This window comes from Cobetia sp. 10Alg 146 (assembly GCF_029846385.1).
Classification (GTDB): domain Bacteria; phylum Pseudomonadota; class Gammaproteobacteria; order Pseudomonadales; family Halomonadaceae; genus Cobetia; species Cobetia marina.
In genome coordinates this window covers 641584-662986 of the sequence record NZ_JARWKT010000001.1, presented here as the reverse complement: position 1 = coordinate 662986, position 21403 = coordinate 641584, and the positions used below count along the sequence as shown (strand labels likewise).

Annotated in this window: 17 protein-coding genes; 12 read left to right on the top strand and 5 right to left on the bottom strand. The window is 59.4% G+C overall.

Going from position 1 to position 21403, the window contains the following annotated elements; translation table 11 throughout:
* Positions 1-8 precede the first annotated feature (8 nt).
* From QD172_RS02825 to QD172_RS02805, 5 genes are all read left to right on the top strand, one after another.
* The gene (locus QD172_RS02825) at positions 9-2519 is read left to right on the top strand and encodes a CoA transferase (protein ID WP_279854847.1); all 2511 of its coding nucleotides are present in this window, start codon (positions 9-11) and stop codon (positions 2517-2519) included.
* A 690-nt stretch (positions 2520-3209) separates the two neighbouring features.
* On the top strand, positions 3210-4817 hold the full coding sequence (locus QD172_RS02820; protein WP_084208362.1) for a BCCT family transporter: 1608 nt from the start codon (positions 3210-3212) through the stop codon (positions 4815-4817).
* Positions 4818-5367: 550 nt separating this feature from the next.
* Positions 5368-6915 (top strand): catalase, encoded by a 1548-nt coding sequence (locus QD172_RS02815; protein WP_279854845.1) that lies wholly within the window; start codon positions 5368-5370, stop codon positions 6913-6915.
* Positions 6916-7004: 89 nt separating this feature from the next.
* Positions 7005-7592: an ankyrin repeat domain-containing protein gene (locus QD172_RS02810; protein ID WP_279854844.1), complete on the top strand. Its 588-nt coding sequence runs from the start codon at positions 7005-7007 to the stop codon at positions 7590-7592.
* 116 nt (positions 7593-7708) lie between these two features.
* The gene (locus tag QD172_RS02805; protein WP_141391705.1) at positions 7709-8044 is read left to right on the top strand and encodes a hypothetical protein; all 336 of its coding nucleotides are present in this window, start codon (positions 7709-7711) and stop codon (positions 8042-8044) included.
* Between the two features lie 499 nt (positions 8045-8543).
* Here QD172_RS02805 and QD172_RS02800 read toward each other — a convergent pair whose 3' ends face one another.
* Entirely contained in the window at positions 8544-9221 is a 678-nt protein-coding gene (locus QD172_RS02800) for an HAD-IA family hydrolase (protein ID WP_077377625.1), read from the bottom strand.
* Positions 9222-9542: 321 nt separating this feature from the next.
* Between QD172_RS02800 and QD172_RS02795 the strand changes: the two genes are divergently transcribed.
* Complete coding sequence (locus QD172_RS02795) at positions 9543-10019, top strand: MarR family winged helix-turn-helix transcriptional regulator (RefSeq protein ID WP_279854843.1); 477 nt, start codon at positions 9543-9545, stop codon at positions 10017-10019.
* A 1-nt stretch (position 10020) separates the two neighbouring features.
* Positions 10021-10770: a siderophore-interacting protein gene (locus QD172_RS02790; RefSeq protein ID WP_077377619.1), complete on the top strand. Its 750-nt coding sequence runs from the start codon at positions 10021-10023 to the stop codon at positions 10768-10770.
* A 127-nt stretch (positions 10771-10897) separates the two neighbouring features.
* Here the strand turns inward: QD172_RS02790 and QD172_RS02785 are convergent, their stop codons facing one another.
* Positions 10898-12847 carry a TonB-dependent receptor gene (locus QD172_RS02785; protein WP_279854842.1) on the bottom strand — a complete coding sequence of 650 codons (1950 nt, stop codon included), beginning with the start codon at positions 12845-12847 and terminating at the stop codon, positions 10898-10900.
* Positions 12848-13157: 310 nt separating this feature from the next.
* Here QD172_RS02785 and QD172_RS02780 point away from each other — a divergent pair, with 310 nt between their 5' ends.
* Both QD172_RS02780 and QD172_RS02775 read left to right on the top strand, forming a co-directional pair.
* Positions 13158-13592, top strand: coding sequence for a MarR family transcriptional regulator (locus tag QD172_RS02780; RefSeq protein WP_192839313.1), 435 nt, complete (start codon positions 13158-13160; stop codon positions 13590-13592).
* Between the two features lie 80 nt (positions 13593-13672).
* On the top strand, positions 13673-14932 hold the full coding sequence (locus tag QD172_RS02775; protein ID WP_279854841.1) for an FAD-dependent oxidoreductase: 1260 nt from the start codon (positions 13673-13675) through the stop codon (positions 14930-14932).
* 809 nt (positions 14933-15741) lie between these two features.
* Here QD172_RS02775 and QD172_RS02770 read toward each other — a convergent pair.
* From QD172_RS02770 to QD172_RS02760, 3 genes are read right to left on the bottom strand one after another with little or no spacing between them, the layout of a single operon-like run.
* A complete protein-coding gene (locus QD172_RS02770) occupies positions 15742-16506 on the bottom strand; it encodes an SDR family NAD(P)-dependent oxidoreductase (protein WP_279854840.1) in 765 nt (254 codons plus the stop codon).
* The gene (locus QD172_RS02765; RefSeq protein WP_279854839.1) at positions 16503-17540 is read right to left on the bottom strand and encodes an alcohol dehydrogenase catalytic domain-containing protein; all 1038 of its coding nucleotides are present in this window, start codon (positions 17538-17540) and stop codon (positions 16503-16505) included. Before QD172_RS02765 ends, QD172_RS02770 begins: the two co-directional genes overlap by 4 nt.
* 23 nt (positions 17541-17563) lie before the next feature.
* Positions 17564-18682 carry a mandelate racemase/muconate lactonizing enzyme family protein gene (locus QD172_RS02760; protein WP_279854838.1) on the bottom strand — a complete coding sequence of 373 codons (1119 nt, stop codon included), beginning with the start codon at positions 18680-18682 and terminating at the stop codon, positions 17564-17566.
* Between the two features lie 521 nt (positions 18683-19203).
* Between QD172_RS02760 and QD172_RS02755 the strand changes: the two genes are divergently transcribed.
* Genes QD172_RS02755 through QD172_RS02745 form a run of 3 tightly spaced genes read left to right on the top strand, consistent with a single transcriptional unit; the run spans position 19204 to position 21331 of the window.
* Positions 19204-19905 carry an FCD domain-containing protein gene (locus QD172_RS02755; RefSeq protein ID WP_043334202.1) on the top strand — a complete coding sequence of 234 codons (702 nt, stop codon included), beginning with the start codon at positions 19204-19206 and terminating at the stop codon, positions 19903-19905.
* Complete coding sequence (locus tag QD172_RS02750; protein ID WP_279854837.1) at positions 19902-20195, top strand: hypothetical protein; 294 nt, start codon at positions 19902-19904, stop codon at positions 20193-20195. Before QD172_RS02755 ends, QD172_RS02750 begins: the two co-directional genes overlap by 4 nt.
* Positions 20192-21331, top strand: a complete 1140-nt coding sequence (locus QD172_RS02745) for a GMC family oxidoreductase (RefSeq protein ID WP_279854836.1) — start codon at positions 20192-20194, stop codon at positions 21329-21331. Before QD172_RS02750 ends, QD172_RS02745 begins: the two co-directional genes overlap by 4 nt.
* The last annotated feature ends 72 nt before the right edge of the window (positions 21332-21403 follow it).

Sequence of the window (21403 nt, the reverse complement as noted above, 5' to 3'; positions counted from 1 at the left end):
CCGCACCGATGACATTTCACTCCGAAACCCGCCTGCCGCTGACTGACGTCAAGGTCATCGATTTCGGTCAATACATGGCGGGCCCGGCCGTCGCCATGATCCTGGCCGACCTGGGCGCCACCGTGGTTCACGTCGATCCACCCGGCGGGCCGATGTGGCAGTCGCCGGCCAACGCCACGCTCAATCGCAACAAGCTGATCGTCTCGCTGGACCTCAAGTCCGTGGAGGGTGTCGAGCAGGCACTGGCACTGATCGAGGAGGCCGACATCGTGATCGAAAGCTTCCGTCCCGGGGTCATGAAGCGGCTGGGTATTGACTTCGAGGCATTGCGGGAGGAGCGCAATGAGCTGATCACGCTGTCGATTCCCGGCTTTGCCTCCAATGACACCCTGCGCCGCGACTGGCGTGCCTTCGAGAGCGTGATCGCCGCCAATTCCGGTGTCTTTACCGACATGGGCCTCAACCGCGTGTTGATGGGCATCAACCCATCCTTCTCGCCGCTGCCGCTGGGCTCGGCCTATGGCACCATGCTGGCGGCTTCCTCGGTGGTGCTGGCGCTGCAGGCCCGTGAGCGCACCGGCATGGGCGACGAGATCGAGGTGCCGCTGGTCTGCGCGCTGATGGAAGGGCTCTGCTACAACTCGATCAAGATCGAGGGCCTGCCGGAGCGCTACAAGACCCAGCGCGAGAAGGAGATCGAACGTCGGCGTATCGAGGGCCAGCCGATGAATCTCGACTACGACGAGCTGCAGGAGCTGCTCGATCCCTTCTATCGCAGCTACAAGTGCAAGGATGGCCGCATGTTCTATGTGGTCTGCCCGAGTCACCGCGAGCACGCCAAGCGCTGTCTGAAGGTGCTGGGCCTCTATGATGCGCTGGTCGCCGAGGGCATGAGTGAGGAGCCGGATACCTATCGCCCGAGCAGCGAATGGCAATCCGACATGTCGCTGGGTGTCTATCCGTTGCCCAAGTCCTGGGCGGACCATATCGCGGCGCGCATGAAGGAAGTCTTCCTGACGCGCACCTCCAAGGAATGGGAGAAGATCTTCGGCAAGGGCAAGTTCCCCGGCGCGCCGCAGCGCTGGCTGCAGGAGTGGATCCACGATGACCACGCCGAGACGGCGGGCCTGATGGTCGAGGTCGAGGACCCGGAATTCGGACTGATGATCCAGCTCGGCCCGATGGTATGGATGGCCGACAGCGGCCAGGAGATGTTGACGCCCAGGCCGCGGCGCTGGGTGAGTGTCACTCATGCGCTGTCGGTGCTGACCCGCATCGAGACCAAGCTGCCGCGGGTGCGGGCACGCAATGCCCGCGATGGCTGGCTGGAAGGCGTCAAGATCCTGGACCTGTGCAATGTGATCGCCGGGCCGCACTCGGTGGCGTATCTGGCGCGCTTCGGTGCCGAGGTCATCAAGGTCGACCCGGCCAAGCCGTTCTATGACTGCTGGAATACCGTCATCTTCGGCCTGTCGCACATGCGCTCCAAGCGCTCGCTGCTGACCGACGTCAGACAGCCCCGCGGGCGCGCCATCCTGGATGAGCTGATTCGTCAGAGTGATGTGGTGGTCTGGAATGCCACCGACCGGCAGGTGGCCTCCATGGGGCTGAGCGAGGAGGCCATGCGCGAGCTCAACCCGGACGCCGTCTTCTGCCAGTTGGACTGCTTCAGTGGCGTGCTGCCCGGGCCGCGCACCAACTACCTCGGCTATGACGATCTGGTGCAGGCCACTACCGGCATCATGCTGCGCTTCGGCGGCAGCATGGATACCCCTGAAGAGCACGCCCACGTCGGCACCATCGATGTCATGTGCGGCTTTGGCGCGTCGCTGGGGATTGCCACCGCGCTGTATCGCAAGCTCAAGACCGGCCGCACCTCGCGCATCAAGACCTCGCTGTCGGCGTTGAGCGGTCTGGCACAGCTGCCGTTCTGCTACGACTATGAGCGCCGCAGTCTGTTTGATGAGCCCTCCGGTCGTGAGGCGACAGGCTATGATGATCTGGCGCGTTTCTATTCAGCCTCCGATGGTATCCTGCTGGTCAGTGCCTATGAGTCGGAGCTGGAGAAATTCCGCAAGGTCGAGGGACTGGAAGAATTGCCGGAAATCCCGCGTGAGGAGCGTGCCGCCTACCTGGCTCCGCGTTTCATCAGCGCGCGAGCCAATGACTGGGTCGAGCGACTGCAGGCGGCGGATATCGCCGCGGCCGTCTGTGAGAACCTGGAGACATTGCGTTCCTACAACGTTCACCCGGCTGGCGAGCGGACCGGGATCGATGCTGGCAGCTATTCGTTCTCGGTCTACTCGGACCACCCCAGCGGTCACGAGATCACCCAGCTCGACCCCTACGCCATCCGGCCCCGACGTGGGCGCATCTACCCGCTGTCACCGGCCGAGAAATACGGCGCTTCGACTCGCTCGGTGCTCAGGGAGCTTGATCACAGTGATGAAGAGATCGATCAGTTGATCGAGGAGGGCGTGGTGTCCGAAAGCTGGAGTGAGGAGTACCTGCCGAGCTGATCCCGCCATGCGGTGCTTGTTCACCGAGGGCCGCCGGCTGCAGGCAATCGATGGCGCCCTGGATGTTCAAACGCCCCATCTCGTGATTCACGAGGTGGGGCGTTCTTGTGACTCAGTACGTCAGCCATTGCTGAACGCTCAAGGCCGACTCATCTGACTCTGAGCTTGCATGGGTCAGCTCGAGCCAGGTGCATGAGAAGTGCTCAAGCGCTGGGCGTCTTGTGACATGAGGTGAACGTCGAGGATTCTGCTCATGAGAGTGGCGCATCGGCTGGCGAGACCCTCGTGATGCAAGGGCGGAAAGACTGCCGCGTCAGGTGCTGGCTTATGCGTGACAGTCGCCGCTCATGAGCGTTTTAGACCCACAGGCCGCCGGCATTGACGTGTCGGCGGCCTGTGCGCGTCTGGTGGAAACATTGTCGAATAAGGCGCAAGGAAGGCGCGAGAAGAGTGCAGGAGGGGGGAGTGTGCAGCGCAAGCTTGATGAATGAAATTCATGTATGCATGAGAAAATACTGTGTCGCGATTTGTGCTCCCCGCGGTTGCCGGGAAAGTATAATGCGCGTGGAATAAAAAAATGTATAATACCGCGCTCTTTTCATTACGAAAAATTATTGAACACAGCGAACTGCCCGAGCAAGAGCGACGTCTCGCCCCTCTTGCTCGGGCTTTCTCACTAAGGTGGTAGTCGTGCAAGAAGCCGTTCCCCCCGCCAGTGATGGCGATCATCTGGACCCCCGTGTCTTCATTCCCGCCGTATTGGTCATCCTGGCCTTCATCGGCCCCGTCATCCTGTTCCCGGAGGCCAGCACCGCGCTGATCAATGCCGCCTTCGCCTTCGCGACCGGCAAGTTCGGCTGGCTGTATCTGGTGGCAGGTCTGAGCGTCGTCGGATTTCTCATCTGGCTGGCCTTCAGCCGCTACGGCAACGTCCGTCTGGGTGGGGCAGAGGACACGCCCGATTTCTCCTACTTCAGCTGGGTGGCGATGATCTTCACCTGCGGGATGGGCATCGCGATCGTCAACTGGGCGTGGGTCGAGCCGATCTACTATTACACCTCGCCGGCCTATCACGTGGCGGCCAAGAGTCGTGAGGCCGCGGAGTGGGCGCTGGCCTTCGGTCAGTTCCACTGGGGGCTGACGCCGTGGGCCTTCTATTGCCTGCCGGGCCTGCCGATCGCCTACTCCATGTACGTCAAGAAGCGTGATGGCGTGCGTCTGTCCGTCGCCTCGCGCGGCGTGCTGGGCCGCCATGCGGATGGCGCCTGGGGCGTGCTGCTGGATTCCATCGTCGTGTTCGGGATCGTCGGCGGCGTCGGCACCTCGCTGGGGCTGGCGGTCCCGCTGGTCTCGCAGCTGGTCAGCGGCATCCTGGGTGTTGAGGCCAACTTCGGACTGGAAGTCGCGGTACTGTGCATCTGGACGGCGATGTTCTCGGCCAGTGTCTGGTTCGGCCTGGCCAAGGGCATCAAGATTCTGTCGGACATCAACGTGATTCTGGCGATCTTCCTGCTGGCCTTCACCTTCATCGTCGGTGACTCGCAGTTCATGGTCGAAGGCTTCGTCAACAGCCTCGGCAAGACCCTGGGCAACTTCATCCCGATGAGTCTGTGGACCGACCCGGCGGGGGATTCCACCTTCTGGAAGGACTGGACCGTCTTCTATTGGGCCTGGTGGATCGCCTACGCGCCGATGGTGGGGCTGTTCGTGGCGCGTATCTCGCGCGGCCGTACCATCCGTGAGCTGATCATCGCCGAGCTGGTGTTCGGCTCGCTGGGCACCTGGGTGTTCTTCGCGGTGTGGGGCGGTTACGCGCTGGACCTGCAGATCAGTGGCGCGCTGGACATCAAGGCGCTGCTGGATAGCGGCGGTATCCCGCTGGCGGTGGAAGGCATCCTGCAGACCCTGCCGTACGCCAAGCTGGTCACGGTGGCCTTCATCCTGCTGTGCTTCATCTTCCTGGCGACCACGCTGGACAGCTCGGCCTACGTGCTGGCCTCGGTGACCTCACGCAAGCTGTCCGGGTATCAGGAGCCCAAGCGCTCGTTCCGCTTGATCTGGGCCTTCCTGATCGCGGCCGTCGGCGTTGCGCTGATCCAGTTGGGTGGCCTGCAGACCGTGCAGACCTCGACCATCGTGGTGGCGCTGCCGATGATTCCGGTGATGCTGATTCTGGCACTCTCCATGCTGCGCTGGCTCAAGAATGACTTCCCCAAGGAAGAGCTGAATCCGGTGCTGGTCATCGATGACATGCCGGCGTTTCAGCGCAAGTCGAAGAAGGCGAAGCGCCAGGCGTAGTGGCTGGATGCGCTGAAAGATCTGTCGCAAGACTTGATGACAACGGCTCCTCACTTACGGCTCCTCAACATGAGGGGCCGTTGTCGTTTCTGGCAGTGGAGCGAATCAGGGTGCCTCCGGGGTGTCGATGGGCCATGACCTGAGACTTCGCGATGCCTGGATTGCATGCCTGGATTGCATGACGGGTTTGTATGACAGGAATGTATGCCTGGATTGTATGACTGGATTGTATGACTGGGTGCAACAATCGTGGCCTGCTCTGCTGGCGTTCAGGCCATGGGAAAGCTCTCGCTCAAGGCAGGCGATTCTTACCTCTGGCGTGAAAGCCTCGTCATCGGGGCATCTGGCTCAAGGCACACGCGGCAAGCATGGCCCGGGAACAGGAAACCACGCCACAGTCCTTGCTTGAGAGTGGAAGTGATTGGTGCTGATTCTACATCATGTTAGTTTTTCGCTATTTCAGGGTTAGCTATTATTTATTTTTGCTATGGGAACTTCTCGCGAATACTCCTCGCCTCGTTACTCCCTGATTTGACGAGGAATTTCCGAGATGCTGAGCGTACGTTTTCCCATGAAGACCCTGACAGCCGTAATGGCGCTGGGGCTTTCTGCAAGCAGTCTGGCGCAGCAGGAAGTGATGACACGTTCCAATGGTGCGCCGATCGGCAACAACCAGGACTCCCTGACCGCTGGTCCGAATGGCCCGACATTGCTGCAGGATCACCACCTGCTGGAAAAGCTGGGGCACTTCGAGCGTGAGCGCATTCCGGAGCGCGTGGTCCACGCTCGCGGTATCGGGGCCTACGGTGAGTTCCGTGCCACCGCGGATCTGACCGACCTGACCGTTGCGGCACCTTTCCAGGACAAGGGCCAGGTGACGCCGGTCTTCGTGCGCTTCTCCAGCGTGATCAACAGCAAGGGCTCGCCCGAGACCCTGCGCGACCCGCGTGGCTTCGCCGTCAAGTTCTATACCGACCAGGGCAACTGGGACATGGTCGGCATCAACTTCCCGGTGTTCTTCATCCGCGATGCGATGAAGTTCCCGGACATGATCCATGCCCTGAAACCTGACCCCCGCACCAACCTGCAGGACCCGAATCGCTACTTCGATTTCTTCAGCCATATCCCGGAAAGCACCAACATGCTGACCTATCTGTACTCACCGCTGGGCGTGCCTGCCAGCCTGCGTGAGATGGATGGCTCCGGGGTCCACGCCTTCAAGTTCGTCAATGGCGAAGGTGACTGGAAATACGTGAAGTTCACCTGGAAGTCGCGTCAGGGCAACCATGGCATGTCGCCGGAAGAGATCGCCAAGGTGCAGTCCACCGACTTCAATCATCTGACGGATGATCTCTACACCCATCTCGACGAAGGCGATGACCCGGTCTGGGATCTCTATATCCAGACGCTGGACCCCAGCCAGCTGAACAGCTTCGACTTCAACCCGCTGGATACTACCAAGCTGTGGCCGCAAGACCTGATCCCGGCACGCAAGGTCGGTGAGCTGACGCTGAATCGCGTCCCGGACAACTTCTTCCAGGAAACCGAGCAGGCGGCCATGTCGCCGGCCAACCTGGTACCGGGCATCGAGCCGTCGGAAGACCGCATGCTGCAGGGGCGTCTGTTCGCCTACGCCGATGCCCAGCGTTATCGCCTGGGGGCCAACTACTCTCAGCTGCCGGTCAACGCCCCCAAGGTGGCGGTCCACAACAACCATCAGGATGGCGCGGGCTACTCCGCTCCGCGTTCCGGCTCCATCAACTACCAGCCGAGCCGCAACGCCGACTCGCTGGTGGATGACAGCCAGTACGAATACAAGCGTTACACCCTCAATGGCACTACCCAGCAGCAGCCCATCGGCAAGGAGCAGAATTTCGCTCAGGCCGGGGAGCTGTACCGCTCCTTCTCCGAGGAAGATCAGGATGACCTGATCGAGGTGCTGGGTGGGGATCTGGGCAAGGTCAAGAACGACGAGATCCGCAACATCATGGTCAGCTACTTCTATCAGGCCGACCACGAATACGGCGAGCGTCTGGCCAAGGTCGCTCACGTGGACATGGACGATGTCGAGGAGCTGATCGACGCGCAGCAGAAGTGATCTGACGCGTCGCGTGACAGGGCAGGGGGGCAATGCCTCCCTGCCATCTTCCCGACCGATTTCTGGACCAACCTCGAGGAGAGAGTCCCATGACCTTGACCGTGAATGCCCCCATCAGGCAATCCATCACGAACCTTGTCACCTTGATGCTTGCGCTCAGCGTCGCCGTCATGAGTCTGCTCGCCCTCCCGGCGCAGGCGGACGAGGGCATGGACATCATGGATGCCGCGCGTCAGGGCGACAACGCCGCCATCGAACGCTACCACGACCAGGGCGGAGACCTGTCGATCACGGAATCCCACGGCTATACGCCGTTCATCATGGCTGCCTACTACGGGCATACCAGCACTCTGGCCCTGCTCAAGGGGTATGGGGTGGACGCCTGTGCCGTGGATGAAAGAGGCAGCAATGCCTTCATGGGCGTGGCCTTCCGTGGGCATGTCGAGACGGCAGACTGGCTGTTGGCCAATACCGACTGTGATGTGAATCATCGCAATGCCAGTGGCCAGACGGCGCTGATGATGGCCTCGCTGTTCGGGCGGGAAACCATCATCAGGCATCTGCTCGATGCCGGGGCCGACCCCGGAATTGCGGATCAGCAAGGCAATACCGCCGAGTCTCTGGCCGCCGCTCAGGGCCTGTCACGCATCGTCACCCTGGTGAAGTTCAACCTGTAAGGCGTGCAGAGGTTGCCTCTGCCATGCCCGAAGCACCATTGGACGGCTCGGCCGTCCTCTACCCGAGTGCCGCTCCCGCTGGGGCGCTCACTCGACACCATCTGGAGTCTCTCTGAATGAAACGTCTGGTTCCCCTTGTCTGCCTGTCCATGCTCACTGCCGTCAGCACTCTCAGTCACGCAGAAGATAGCGTCTCCGATGCCCGGGTACGTGCTGCCTTGAGCGAGCCTCTGATCGCGGGTCACGCCCACGCGGCGTCCACGCGGCAGGCCGTCTTTGCCGCTACCGGCATGAGCACCTCGGCAGGGCGTGTGCAGCAGGCGCTGGAGCAGCCGCTGCAAGGCGTGCGCGGTGCCGCCGGTGGGATGATGAAAGCCCGCTATCAGGCCAATGATGCTGGCAAGAGTGTTTCTGCAACTCGAGTGGAGCACGCGCTCAACGACAGCGTGTAAGGCTCCGCCTTTCGAGTGATTGAGTGTCTGGCGACCAGCAACAACACCATCAATGGCTGACTCATGACGAAGCCCGTCCTTGCCTTGCGCTCGATGACTCGAAAGATCTCTGGAAAGCCCTGAAGAAAGCCCTGAAGAAAGCCCTGGAGAGAGACTCGCAGCAAGTCTCAGGAAAGCCCCCAGGACCACACGCGGAACTCTGCCTCCGCGCTCAGCGCCGGCCGAAAGGCCGCGATGGCATCCTTGCGCAAATGCATGTGACTGGCTCGGGCCATCGCCCCTGATGCAGCAGCATGCAGGACGTGTCTTTGCCCAAAGGTGACCTTGTCTGAAGCTGACCTTGTCGGAAGATGACCCTGCCCTGAATGTCCTGTCCCGACATTCCTTGCCCGCCTCCGTGCGGGCTTTCTTGCATTCCTTGCCCGCCTCCGTGCGGGCTTTCTTGTCTTGCGCGCCGGTTCGCGGTGCATCAGCTCTCCAGGAATCCGGCCCTGGCCGATCAGGGGTCGAGGCGTGCCACGCGCTGCGAGATCTCTCTGATCAGCGCCGGAAGCTCGCGTGCACTGCGCATCTTCAGCGCCCCGGAGGGCGTGCCGAGGCCGTCCTCATGGTGGGCGAAGTGGATGACATGCATCCCGGCATCCAGCCCGGCTTTCACGCCGACGGCGGCGTCATCGATCACCACACAGCGCTGCGGCGCGAACCCCATCTGCTCGGCGGCGAGGCGATAGAGGCGTGGGTCCGGTTTCCAGACGCCCAGGGTGTAGGCACTGAAGATATGGCCGTCAAAGAAGCGCGCCAGCCCGGTGGTATCCAGCGCCAGGCGTACCTTGCGTTCCGGCCCGTTGGTGACCACGCCGCAGGGGTAGCCGGAGAGCTCCGCCAGTGCCTGAGGCATGCCGGGCATGGCCGTGAGGCGAGCCGCCATCAGGTCCTCGAGGGTGGCACGCATGCGGGCCTCCATCTCATCCAGCCGCTCGGGGGCCAGCGCGCCATGATGTGCCTCGAGTTCCGCGACGATGCTGCGAAAACGTACGCCCCGGAAATGATCCAGATACCGGGCGGCCGTGAAGGGCAGGCCGTAGCCGGGTAACGTGCTGGCAAGCGCTTCTGCCAGCAGGACTTCGCTGTCTACCAGAGTCCCGTCGGAGTCAAACAGCAGGCAGAGTTCGGCCATTGATGCCTCGTGGAGTGTCGGAAGTGATAGTCACGACATTAGCAGTTTCCTGAGGGTGGCGGCCATGGGACAAGTCGTTGAATTCATGCCTCTCATGGCGCATGAAATGCGTCCGGGTGGCGGAGTTGCCAGGCGCGACTGAGTTGGGCGACTGAGTTGGGCGACTGAGTTGGGCGACTGAGTTGGGCGACTGAGTTGGGCGACTGAGTTGGGCGACTGAGTTGGGCGAGCCAATGAGAATACGTCTTCTTTGGATATTTGTTGACAGTGTCAACCAACCGCCCATATAGTTGCCCTTTAGCAACCAACTGATGGAAGACCATGGCAACGACCGCTTTGCATGAAGTGCTGCATCGTCTGATGCACGTCTATCGCAAGCAGCTGCGCGATGGCATCCAGCAGCACGGCATCGACTTGCCTGTCCTGCACATCCGGATGTTGAAGAGCATCGTCCGGGTTCCCGAATGCACCGCCCACAAGGTCGGGCAGCTGCTCGGGCAGGACAAGGGGCGTGTCACTCGCGTCCTGAACGAGCTGGAGACCCGCGGGCTGGTGTCACGACACCAGAATCCGCAGGACCGGCGCAGTCAGCTGCTGCAGGTATCCGCGGCGGGGAGTGACATGCTGGAGCGAGTCAAGGTGCTGGAACAGGAGACGGCCCAGCGCATGGCCGGTGATCTCGGTGATGAGGAGATCGCGGCCTTTCTGAGCACGGCGACTCGCATGATGGACAACGTCTCCGCATGCGGGGATTTCAGCGCTGATGTGCCCAATGGCAATGACGACAGGAGTGCGTGAGATGGCCAAGCCCGCGATGCGAGACCTCGAGGTGATTCGTACCCAGCGTGTCACCGAACACATGTTGCGCGTGACGCTGGGGGGCGAGAATATCGGCTCCCTTCCCGAAGACCAGGAGAGTGCCTACATCAAGCTGGTCTTCGCGCGTGGGGAAGGTGAGCGACCAATGATGCGCACCTATACCATTCGTCATCAGCGCGCGACCGAGATCGATGTCGATTTCGTGCTGCATGAAGAGGCAGGCCCGGCGTCTGTCTGGGCGGCCAGTGCCAGGCCGGGTGACAGCATCACCATCGGCGGCCCGGGGCCCAGGAAGTTGATCAACATGGCGGCCGACAGCTTCTTGCTGGCGGGTGACATGACGGCGTTGCCGGCGATCAGTGTCAATCTGGCCGAACTGCCGGCGGATGCCCGAGGACACGCCATCATTGAAGTGCCGGATGCGGCTGACATCCAGACGCTTGAGCACCCGCCGGGAATCGAGCTGCACTGGCTGATCAACCCGCAGCCAGACCCGGAAGGCCAGCCGCTGCTGGAGAAGGTTGCCTCGTTGCCGAGACTGGAAGGTCAGATCTCTGTCTGGGCGGCCTGTGAATTCGGCAGCATGCGTGCGCTACGTGCTCACCTCAAGCAGGCCTACGAGATTCCCAAGTCCCACTTCTATGTCTCGAGCTACTGGAAGATCGGTCAGTCAGAAGATGGTCACAAGCTGGCCAAGCAACAGGACGCCGAGACCGAGCAGGCGGACTGACACCGGCGCGTCAGGTGCAAGGCAGGTGGTCCGGACACGAAAAAGCCCCACAGGCAGGCCTGTGGGGCAATCTGACAGTCAACGCATCGCGAGCATCGGCTGACTGACCCGCAAACAGCGGACGGACTCAGAAGCGGTAGCTGGCACCCAGCCGGATGTCACGACCTGGCTCCAGCATGCTGTCGCCACTGCTGAGCAGGTAGCTGCTGTGATCGCTGTAGCGCTTGTCGAACAGATTGTTGACCGCCAAGGTCAGAGTCAGATCCTGCCAGGCGGCCGGTGTCCACTGGGCGCGGATGTCGTGCGTCACGTAGCCCGGCTTTTCCTCATCGCCTTGTGCCACGCGCTCCAGGCGCTCCACCGCATTGAGGGTGTAGCCCAGCGTGATGTCGTGGTGCGCAAGACGGTACTGGTTATCCCAGGTCCACTTGTCGCCGGTGGAGGCACCGATGTTCATCTCGTCACCCAGCGGGTCGCCGTCGTTGTTCTTCATGACGACCTTGGCGTAGCCCAGGCGGGTGTCATAGCCACCGACTCCCCAGTTCAGGCTGGCTTCATAGCCACGACTCTCGACGTCGCCACCCAGGTTGTAGAGCACCGCCGGATCACTGCCGCGATCATAGGCCTGGTAGTTCTCGATATCGGTATGGAAGCCGGTCAGCGCGAAGCCGAAGCGATCGCCCTGGGTCAACGCATCCTGCTGGTGCCAATCGAGACCGATCTCGCGCTGGCGAGCGCGTTCCGGCTCAAGCCCTTCCGCAATGGTGACGTCATCCCCGATCAGGATCACTTCCCGCGCCTTGGCACCCCGGATGGCCTCGCCGTAACCGGCATGCAGGGTCAGGTTGTCAGTGGCATCGACACTCAGAATCGCGTTGGGGGAGACCTCGCTGCCACTGACGCTACCGGCCTCGCCGTAATCGCTGTCGTAATCATCCAGGCGCGCGCCAACGGACAGAGCCCACGGGCCCAGTGTCATGCGGTTCTGGGCGTAGACTCCCAGGTTGCGTGAGGTGTCTTCGTTGTTGGGGCCAGAGCTGCCTGCGTCATCGGAGCGACGGGTGTCCTGATCATAGAAGTCCACGCCAGCCGTCAGGGCATGCGCCACGTCCCCCGTCTTCAGGCGGAAGGTGTTGCGAACATCCGCGCCGAATTCGCGGGAGCGGCTGGTGCTGCCACTTTCGACACGATCCAGTTCCTGGGTGGTGTGATAGAGGGTGGTCTTCGTATCGATCAGGTCATTGCCCGGGTGCCAGGCGTGATTGACGGTAAAGGTCTCACGCTCCATTTCCTGGTAGGTCGGTTGCTGGCTGCTGAAGCTCGGCATGTGAGGGCGTGTGAAGTAGGTGCCGTGATCGGTGGTGCGCTCGGCACTGATGCGCAGGTCCTGATCATTGACGTCCAGCAGAGACATCTTGAGCAGGTAGCCGCGCTGCTGACCTGCGGTCTGTTCCTGCTCACCGCCACCGCCGACCTCATAATCATCGCTGTTGCGACCACTGACATATCCCATCAGACCGAGATTCTCTCCCAGACGACCATAGAACGCCGTGGTGCCGGAGGTGGCGTCCGCCGCGCTCTCGGTACCGACGGAGACGCGCGCCCCCATATCCTGACCGGGCTTGAGCAGATCCTGCGCATCCTTGGTCTCGAAGCGGAGGCTGCCGCCAAGCGCCCCCGGGCCATCATCCGCCGTCGCAGGGCCGGTATCGACTTCCGCCTGCTTGAGCAGGGCAGGGTCAATGGTCAGTCGGCCGGTATGGTGGAAGAGATAGCCACCCTGACGTGCGCCATCGATGGTGACGTTCAGGTTGGTGTCTTCCAGTCCACGAACATAGACCTTCTGGCCGATGGCGATGCCGCCACCGACACTGACCCCCGGTTCGGCGCGGAACAGGTCTTCCAGGTCGCGTGCCTGACGCTGATCGATCTCTTCAGCACTGATCACGACATTCTGTTCGAGACGGTCTTCGCTGATGACGAGGGTGGACATGTCGTCCGCCGAGGCGTGGCCCGAGAGGCTCAGGGTCAACGCACTGGCGGAAAGGACGGCTGCGGTAAGCGGATGGAGATGCACGTGATATCCCTTGCTTTGAATAGTTATATGTTGCGACTGGCAATGCTAATCGTTCTCAATAATGAATTGCAAGATTCTTGCACAATTCTTGCCTGCAGGGTCTGCTGGCGTCGTATCGGGGAGAAAGACCGCGATTGAGTTGCTCGCGCAAGGCATTGCCACGTGCAAGCCGATAGGGTTGGTGGACAAGGATTGCTGAATAAGGGTTGCTGGATAAGGGCTGCCGGATATCGGTGCGCTCTTTATCGTGCTCGGTTATCGTGGCAAGCCATGCCCCCCTTTTTTGACCACCGTCACGTGAGGCACCAGAGTGGATCAAGCAGAAGCACTGTACGAAGCCGTCAATCAGCTCATCCGTGTCCATCAGTTTCGCGACAGGGAAAGCATCTGCCACCACAACGTCTCCGTCGCTCAATGCTATGCATTGGAGACGCTGGTCAAGCGCGGGCCGCTGAGACTGCAGGCGCTGGCGGACGAGATGTACCTCGACAAGAGCACGACAAGCCGGGTCGCCGACTCACTGATCCGCAAGCACTATGTGCGCAAGATCGAGGACCCCAACGACCGGCGTGCCGTTGAGCTCTCGCTGACCCCGGAGGGCAGGGCGCTGTACCAGCAGATTCACGCCGAGCTGGTCGCGGAAGAGGCCTCCATGATCGAGGGCTTGTCGCCGGAGGTCGTGGAGGGCGCAGTGACACTGCTCAACAAGCTGACCCTTGCCGCGCGGCAGCGCCTGGGTGACTGATTGAGGGCCTGGGAGTAGACATTGGCGTGAAGGGATACTAGGTTTGTTGTCACTGACAACATATTGCTGCGAGAGATGCCATGAGTCGTGATATCACAGGCCTGCCGGTGGCCATCATCGGCGCCGGGCCGATAGGGCTGAGCGCCGCCGTCAATCTGCTGGAGGCAGGGTTCGAGCCGATTCTCTTCGAGTCGGGCGCACACGCAGGCGCCAACCTGGCCAGCTGGGGACATGTGCGCATGTTCTCGCCCTGGTCATGGAATATCGACGCTTTAGCGGCCGAGTTGCTGCAGGAACAGGGTTGGCGTGCCCCGGACGCCGCTGCCTATCCCACCGGGGCAGAGTTTCTTGACCGCTATGTCGCACCGCTCGCCGCGCACCCGTCGATCAGCTCGCGGCTGCATGTCGATAGCCGCGTCACCCATGTCAGTCGACAACAGCATGATGTGCTGCGCAGTGGCGGACGCGATGAGGCGCCCTTCGTGCTGCGCGTCGAGGGCCCTGACGGCCCGCGCGATGTGCTGGCCCGCGCGGTGATCGATGCCTCCGGCACCTACCAGACCCCCAACTGGATCGGGGCGCACGGGATTCCCGCCATCGGTGAGCAAGCGGCGGCCGAAGTCATCGCCTATGGCGTGCCGGACATTCGCGGCACACAAGCGGCTGAGTATGCCGGCAAGTCGGTACTCGTGATCGGCAGCGGCCACTCGGCGCTGAATGCGCTGCAGGACCTGATCGCGCTGGCAGACCACGAAGAGGGGATGCGAATCGTCTGGGGTGTGCGCTGCGCCAATATCGATGAGGTCATCCGCCCGGCGCCCAATGATGAGCTGGAGGAGCGCAAGGCGCTTGAACTGCGCATCAAGGCGCTGCTCGAGGAAGGCCGGATCGAGGTAGTGACCGGGCTTGCCGTCGAGGCAATCGATCATCAAGCGGGGCGTTGGGTCGTACAGAGTGGCGAACACCGGCTGCCAGCGGTGGATCGCATCATCGCGGCCACTGGCTTCCGTCCCTCTCTGGAGCTGCTGTCTGAATTGCGTGTCTCGCTGGACCCCGCGACGCAGAGCCCAATCAAGCTTGCGCCGCTGATCGACCCTAACCAGCACAGCTGCGGGTCGGTGCCGGATCACGGCGCGGCCGAACTGCTGCATGCCGAGCCAGGCTTGTTCATCCTCGGCATCAAGAGTTACGGCAGAGCGCCGACCTTCCTGATGCGCACCGGCTATCAGCAGGTCAGATCCGTGGTGGCCTCGCTGGCCGATCCTGAGTCAATCCAGCCAGCACCTGGCTGCGAAGCGACAGCAACACGCAACGCCTGCTCTGCATCTGTCTGTGGGTGATGCATCTCTCTGAAAATATGATACGGCGCCTGATGATCGGTCATGCAGCGAGATGAGGTAGAAAACAAGAATGCCCGGTACCGAAAGGCACCGGGCATTTTCTGGTGAGTGACGCCTTCCTTGAAGCCTGGCTTCGAAGGGACGGTCAGCCTGTCGAAGCTGCTTTCTTGTTCGTGGCCTGCTTCAGCTGTACTGGCTTGCGAATACCGAGGAATTAGACAAACACCACCGTCAGATCGAGGAGAAACCAAGTTTTCAGTTTCCCTTTTAGCTTGTTTATTGACTGCATCTATTGGTAGGCCGGTTATACGCGAAGGAGATTTTTGTGAGTCACTAGAATCAAAACTTCGGATAAGTCCCTTAGCCTCGAGGCGGTAATGTCGATCTCTCCAGAGAGCAGGGTCTTGGCTTAGGCAAGGGAAGAGCCCACATAGGAGTGGGGTTGAACTCTTCGGCAGCTATCGCTTTTGTACGATGTGCCGTCATAGCGGGGCCCTGATCATCTCAGAGCGACGGCGATATGCAGACATTGGCGTATCCGCCGATATAGAGCAGCACTTGCTCATCGACCCGTATTAGGTCCATGAGGCCCCCAAGTGTTATTTAGAAGATAGAGCAGTCAGCAGACGGCTACAATCGGCCAAGCATCAATATGCCGAAGCTGAACAGGAGAGCTGGAGGGAGTGCGACTGTATGTGAACCTGCATTCTAAGTATGAAAATGCCCACAGCAGCCCTGAGGGCATTTTCATATATCGTACATTCATAGGGGGCAGGGAGTTGCAGTCAAGAAGAACACTAACGGAAGGTCTAGCGTCCCATCCAGCCGCCGTCGACGGTCAAGATAGTGCCGTGAATGTAATCCGAGGCTGTAGAGGCTAAGAAAACCACCGGGCCCACGAAGTCCTCCGCTTTGCCCCATCGTCCTGCAGGGATGCGCGCGAGAATATCGCGCGAGCGCCCTTTATCCTGTCGCAATGCCTCGGTGTTATCCGTGGCGATATAGCCCGGTGCGATGGCATTCACATTGATACCTTTGGCTGCCCATTCATTGGCAAGGGCTTTGGCCAGCTGTGCGATGCCACCCTTGCTGGCCGCGTAGCCTGGTACGGTGATCCCCCCCTGGAACGAGAGCAATGAGGCGGTGAAGATAATTTTTCCGCTACCGCGGGCCACCATCTGCTTGCCCACTTCCCGTGCCAATATGAATTGAGACGACAGATTTACTGCGATTACCTTGTCCCATAATTCATCGGAATGCTCGGTGGCAGGTGCGCGCTCGATGGTTCCCGCGTTGTTTATCAGAATATCTACCTGAATGATGTTTAACTGCTCAGCTAGTTGATGCACTGCTGCGCGGTCTGAAAAATTGCAGGCGATACCAGTGAACTGACGGCCAAGTGCGCGAATACGCTCGCCTACCTCATCGCCATCTTGAGTGATACTGGCGCTGACGCCGATGATATTTGCACCTGCTTCAGCTAGACCAATAGCCATTGCGGCACCGATTCCTCGACTGGCGCCGGTGACGACAGCTGTCTTGCCACTCAAATCGAAGGCGCTCAATACGCTCATGCTGAGGCCTCTTCGTCGATGGAGATGAGTGTCTTAAGTGCTTCGGGATTGCCAGATAGATTTCCAAAGGCCTGATCAATGGAGGAGAGGGGCTGTCGATCGGTGATGATGGCGTTGGCATCGATCGCCCCTGCGGCCAGCAAGTTCAGCGCATCGTCGAAATCCTGAGGTTCATAGACACGGGCACCCAGAAGCTCGAGCTCGCGCCAGAAAAAACGAAAGAGATCTATCTGGGGACGATTGGGATGAATAGCTACCATGACGATCCGGGCGCGGACCGCTGCAACTTCTGTCATCAGGTCAACGCCTGCCTGGCTGCCAGAGACTTCAAAGACGACATCGGCGCCCTTGTTGTTGGTACGCTGCTGAATTTCGAGATTGATATCGATGTCCAGAGGGCTGAGTGCATCAAGACCCATGGCACGTGCCAAGGCAATACGCTGAGGATTTATCTCACAGATGATCACTTCCGCTCCGCGTGCCTTGGCAGTCAATGCGATCAGGGTACCAATAGGGCCCCCACCGATGACGACAACACTTTCACCAGCTTCGAGACGAGAACGGCGGACATCATGAACAGCAACGGCAGTTGGTTCGACCAGAGCTGCCGCGTCAAGCTTCATACCACTGGGCAAGCGATGGATCAGGCGCGCAGGCACTGTCCAATAACGACGGAGCGCGCCATCGGTATCAATCCCCATGAACTTGAGATTGTGGCAGATGTGCGAATGGCCAGCATTGCAGGCGGGGCAATCACCGCAGTCATCCAGCGGTCGCACGACCACGTGATCCCCGAGTGAGACATTAGTGACACCTTCACCGACTGCACTGATTCGACCTGACATCTCATGGCCCAGCACGCGAGTCTCGCCGATGCGTCCATCCATATGGCCCAGATAGGCATGCATATCGGTGCCGCAGATACCGCAGTACGCGACGGCGATCTGGACTTCGCCAGCCTCGGGAGTCTTGATGGACGTTTCATCGATGGCGAATTTCTGGTTACCGCGATAGACAGCACTAGGGTTTTGCATTTCAACGTTCCTTTCTTTGGAGTTTAGCGATGCTCTGGTGCCAGCCGGATGGCCCGGACCCGATGAGGAGCAAGTCGCTGAAAGTCGAACTCGACGCCGATTCCCGGAGTCTCCGGGGCGATGGCGTGACCATCGGCAGTGACGAGAGGACGGTGGGTGTATTGATCAATCGGGAAGGAGTGAACTTCTACCCAGCCTGCGTTCGGCTGAGCGCCGACCAAGCTGACGTGAAGTTCCTGCATGCCATGGCTACAGACAGGAATATGATGCTTATGGCTATGCCTGGCGACATCGAGCCAGCCGGAAATACCGCCACAATTTGAGGCGTCGGGCTGGATATAGGACAGTTTTGCGTGCTCGATGGCATGACCGAATTCGTGGGAGGTATGCAGGTTTTCCCCCATGGCAAGTGACATGCCCGTAACCTCAGCAATCTTTGCATATCCGAGCGTGTCGTCCGGAATGGTCGGCTCTTCGAACCACAGAAGATCGTAAGGCGAAAAAGCACGGGCCGCCTCGATCGCCTGATCGACATTGAGTGCGTAATTAGCATCGACCATGAGCGTGCGATCAGGGCCGATCAGAGCGCGAACCGCCGCGACTCGGGCAAGATCTTCTTCCAGCTGGGGCCGGCCAACCTTTATCTTGACGGCCTGGGCACCCTGCTCCAGGTAGTGACGGACATTTGCCAGCAGTTTCTCGTCAGAGAAATTGAGGTCGATTCCACCGTAGTAGATTCGGCTCCGTTGGTTTTTGCCGCCGGCCATTTTCCATAGCGGCTGTTGAGTACGGCGTCCCTTGAGGTCCCACAAGGCTATATCCAGCGCCGAAATAGCGAAGCTGGCAATTCCTCCACGTCCCACGTAGTGGACGCGCCACAGCATGTCTTCGTAGCAAGTCGCGATATCCTTGCTGTCGCGGCCCAGCAGCCATGGGCCAAGGTCATGTTCCAGCACGGCCAGAATGGCATGTCCACCACGACCTCCGGTATAGGTGTAGCCAGTACCTCGATAACCCTCTTCGGTGTCGATAGTGGCAGTGAGGAGCTCGAACACCGTATGGATACCGTGCTTGGCATCTCCCATGGGCTCGCTGAGAGGAACTCGAAACAGCTGGAACTCAAGGCCGGTGATTGTCGTCATGCTTTAACTCCCGGCGGGAGGCCCGCACGCTTAGAGAGCTGGTCGAGATATAGCCCAGCGTAAGGTGTGATGCCATGGCCCAGCAGAATGAAAGTACCGTCGGCAATCAGTGCTGGGCCAGCCCTCCTGGCAGCGAGAGCCGCTGGGTAGCTCCAGGATGTCAATCCAAGCACGCCCACGACAGGCAGAGAGCGAATCTGGATTTCCTCGTTGGGTAGGTCCGACGGCAAAATGTCTCCTTCTATCCGTCGTGCCCATTGACCGTTGATCCACATTTGGGCAGCTAGTGGAGTGGTGCCGAAATTCGTGAAATCCATATGCTTTCCTTTTTTGGTATGACCATATTTAGTTCACTCGAGTCTGGCATGGCAAGCTGTGAAGAATAAGACTAATGTATATTTTTATGCATGATCATGATTTTATTGATTTTATTGTTTGTGTGCTTCGATATTATCTTTTGGTCGTAGTTGTTGGTTTAAATTTCTTGCACTAATTTGGTATGACGATAAGTGAGGTTTGGAATGAGCATACGCAGCGCAGACTCGATCAGTCAGCAACTTGAGCACGCGATTATGACGGGGGAGCTGACCGAAGGTCGGCCATTACCGGCGGAGCGGACATTGATGGAGCGGTACAGTGCGAGTAGGACCGTGATTCGTGAAGTAATCACTGCCTTGACGGCTAAAGGCTTCCTTAAGAGTCGACCTCGTCATCGACCTATCGTGTGCCGCCCGAACGCAGATGCTGCGATGCATGCGGCAGGCTCGGTGATAAAACATATGTTGGCCAACTCGCGTGGCGTACATGATCTCTATCAGGTTCGGGTGCTTTTTGAACGCATGCTTGTGCGTGATGCGGCGACCCGCGCGGACAAGAATGATATCCAGCGTCTGAAGGATGCGTTGGATGCTAACCAGGCAGCAATTGAGAACTCAGAGCAGTTTTATGCAACGGATGTTGCTTTCCATCATGTGCTTTACACGATTTCAGGAAATTCGGCCTTTCCAGCCATCCATAGCGGGTTTGTGGAATGGCTAGCGCCACAGTGGAGTCGTATGCCTCGCAGCCGCGAGCGTAACCAGGGAAATTTCCTAGCACACCAGTCCATTTATCAAGCGATTTTGATGAGGGATCCAGACCAGGCGGAGCAGGCATTGCTTACCCACCTCGGAGCATCTTGGGATTTTGTACGCAGTACTTTTTTTGCAGGAGAGAATGAGTGACTACGTTTGATCGTATTGTCGTCGGTGGGGGAGCTACATGCTGCGTGGTTGCAGTGAAGCTGGTTCGTGAGCAGGGCGCCTGCGTGGTTGCAGTGAAGCTGGTTCGTGAGCAGGGCGCCTGCGTGCTGCTGCCTGAAGTTGGGCATTCACATCATCATCCCTTGCTCGATATGCCTCTGGGCATCTTCAAAATGACCAATGACTCCATATTCATGCGCTATCACCAGACAGTGCCGCAGGAACATCTCGCTGGGTGGGCGTGCACGACATCCACCAAGGGTATGTTATGAGCGGTGGTACATCAGTAAACGCACAGGCCTACATGCGTGGTCGCCCTGATGATTACAGTGGTTGGCATAAACAGCTGATTAACAATAGTGTTAGTGCGGGTTGTCCCTTTAAGAAAGTTTTACCCTATTTCCGAGAGTTGAAAAATAACGATCAGCTGAATGATTTCTATCATGGCCAGGGAGGGCCCTTACAGGTATCTGACCCTGGGCGTGTTGATGTGGTGTCGCGCTTTTTCTCGCAGTCGGTGCAGACAGTTGGCGTGCCTTTTACTTCCGATTTCAATGGTACCTGCCAGACTGGTGTCGGGTTCTACCAGTTCATGAATCGAGCAGGCAAGAGATGTTCTACTGCTTGTCTGCGCCATCATCCTGATTTGACTCTTAAGCTCAATGCCGAAGTTCAGTGTTTCCTAATCACTAATGGTCGAGTCATTGGGGTGGAATGCCGAGATCATAAAGGTAGCGTGCAAGTCATCAAGGTAAGGGGGGAGGTGATTCTAGCGGCCAGTGCTCTAGTAATGCCAAAGCTGCTGAAGCTTTCTGGTCTCAGGTCTGGTGATGAACTTCGACGCCTGGACATCGATATTGAGGTTGAGCTTCCCGATGTGGGCGAGAATCTCATCGATCACCCTGAAGTGCCGATCACTGCGTACTCCCGGTCACGAAGCAGGTATTACAGGCAAGGCCAAAGCTTGCGGATATTACGTAATGGCTTGCAGTTCAAGATGTTCGGGGGCGGTCCGATAGCCTCGGCCGGTGTCGAGGCAGGTACCTTCGTGAATCCTGGTGGCCCGCAAGATTTACCCTCTATCCAGGCATTCTGTGTGCCAACTGTCTATCTGGATAGTGATGCTGTGAACTTCGCCAAGGATGGCTATGGCATGACGATTACTACCGTCGTCATAAAACCAAAGGCGCGCGGTAGTGTCAGGCTGCGCTCTGCTCATCCGGCTGATATGCCGCTGGTATCGCCTAACTTGTTGGGTCATCCCGATGACATGCAGGTCATGGTGACTGGGCGGCGATTCTTTTTGCGTACATTCGATGCTTCACCGCTCAAGTGTTGGAGAGTCGCTGTGCAGACTTCATCGCCTTGTCACGGAAGAATTCCAGCCATCGTCCTTGAACTGACGTAGGTCAATTGTCGATTGGAGAAAGGGAGGCACGACAGAACGCCGTCTGGGCCTTGTGCACTAGGAACATGCCCG

Excerpts from the sequence above, each read along its gene's own strand:
- QD172_RS02825 (WP_279854847.1), top strand. The coding sequence starts at position 9 with ATGACATTTCACTCCGAAACCCGCCTGCCGCTGACTGACGTCAAGGTC.
- QD172_RS02815 (WP_279854845.1), top strand. The coding sequence starts at position 5,368 with ATGCTGAGCGTACGTTTTCCCATGAAGACCCTGACAGCCGTAATGGCG.
- QD172_RS02810 (WP_279854844.1), top strand. The coding sequence starts at position 7,005 with ATGACCTTGACCGTGAATGCCCCCATCAGGCAATCCATCACGAACCTT.
- QD172_RS02805 (WP_141391705.1), top strand. The coding sequence starts at position 7,709 with ATGAAACGTCTGGTTCCCCTTGTCTGCCTGTCCATGCTCACTGCCGTC.
- QD172_RS02800 (WP_077377625.1), bottom strand. The coding sequence starts at position 9,221 with ATGGCCGAACTCTGCCTGCTGTTTGACTCCGACGGGACTCTGGTAGAC.
- QD172_RS02795 (WP_279854843.1), top strand. The coding sequence starts at position 9,543 with ATGGCAACGACCGCTTTGCATGAAGTGCTGCATCGTCTGATGCACGTC.
- QD172_RS02790 (WP_077377619.1), top strand. The coding sequence starts at position 10,021 with ATGGCCAAGCCCGCGATGCGAGACCTCGAGGTGATTCGTACCCAGCGT.
- QD172_RS02775 (WP_279854841.1), top strand. The coding sequence starts at position 13,673 with ATGAGTCGTGATATCACAGGCCTGCCGGTGGCCATCATCGGCGCCGGG.
- QD172_RS02770 (WP_279854840.1), bottom strand. The coding sequence starts at position 16,506 with ATGAGCGTATTGAGCGCCTTCGATTTGAGTGGCAAGACAGCTGTCGTC.
- QD172_RS02765 (WP_279854839.1), bottom strand. The coding sequence starts at position 17,540 with ATGCAAAACCCTAGTGCTGTCTATCGCGGTAACCAGAAATTCGCCATC.
- QD172_RS02760 (WP_279854838.1), bottom strand. The coding sequence starts at position 18,682 with ATGACGACAATCACCGGCCTTGAGTTCCAGCTGTTTCGAGTTCCTCTC.
- QD172_RS02755 (WP_043334202.1), top strand. The coding sequence starts at position 19,204 with ATGAGCATACGCAGCGCAGACTCGATCAGTCAGCAACTTGAGCACGCG.
- QD172_RS02745 (WP_279854836.1), top strand. The coding sequence starts at position 20,192 with ATGAGCGGTGGTACATCAGTAAACGCACAGGCCTACATGCGTGGTCGC.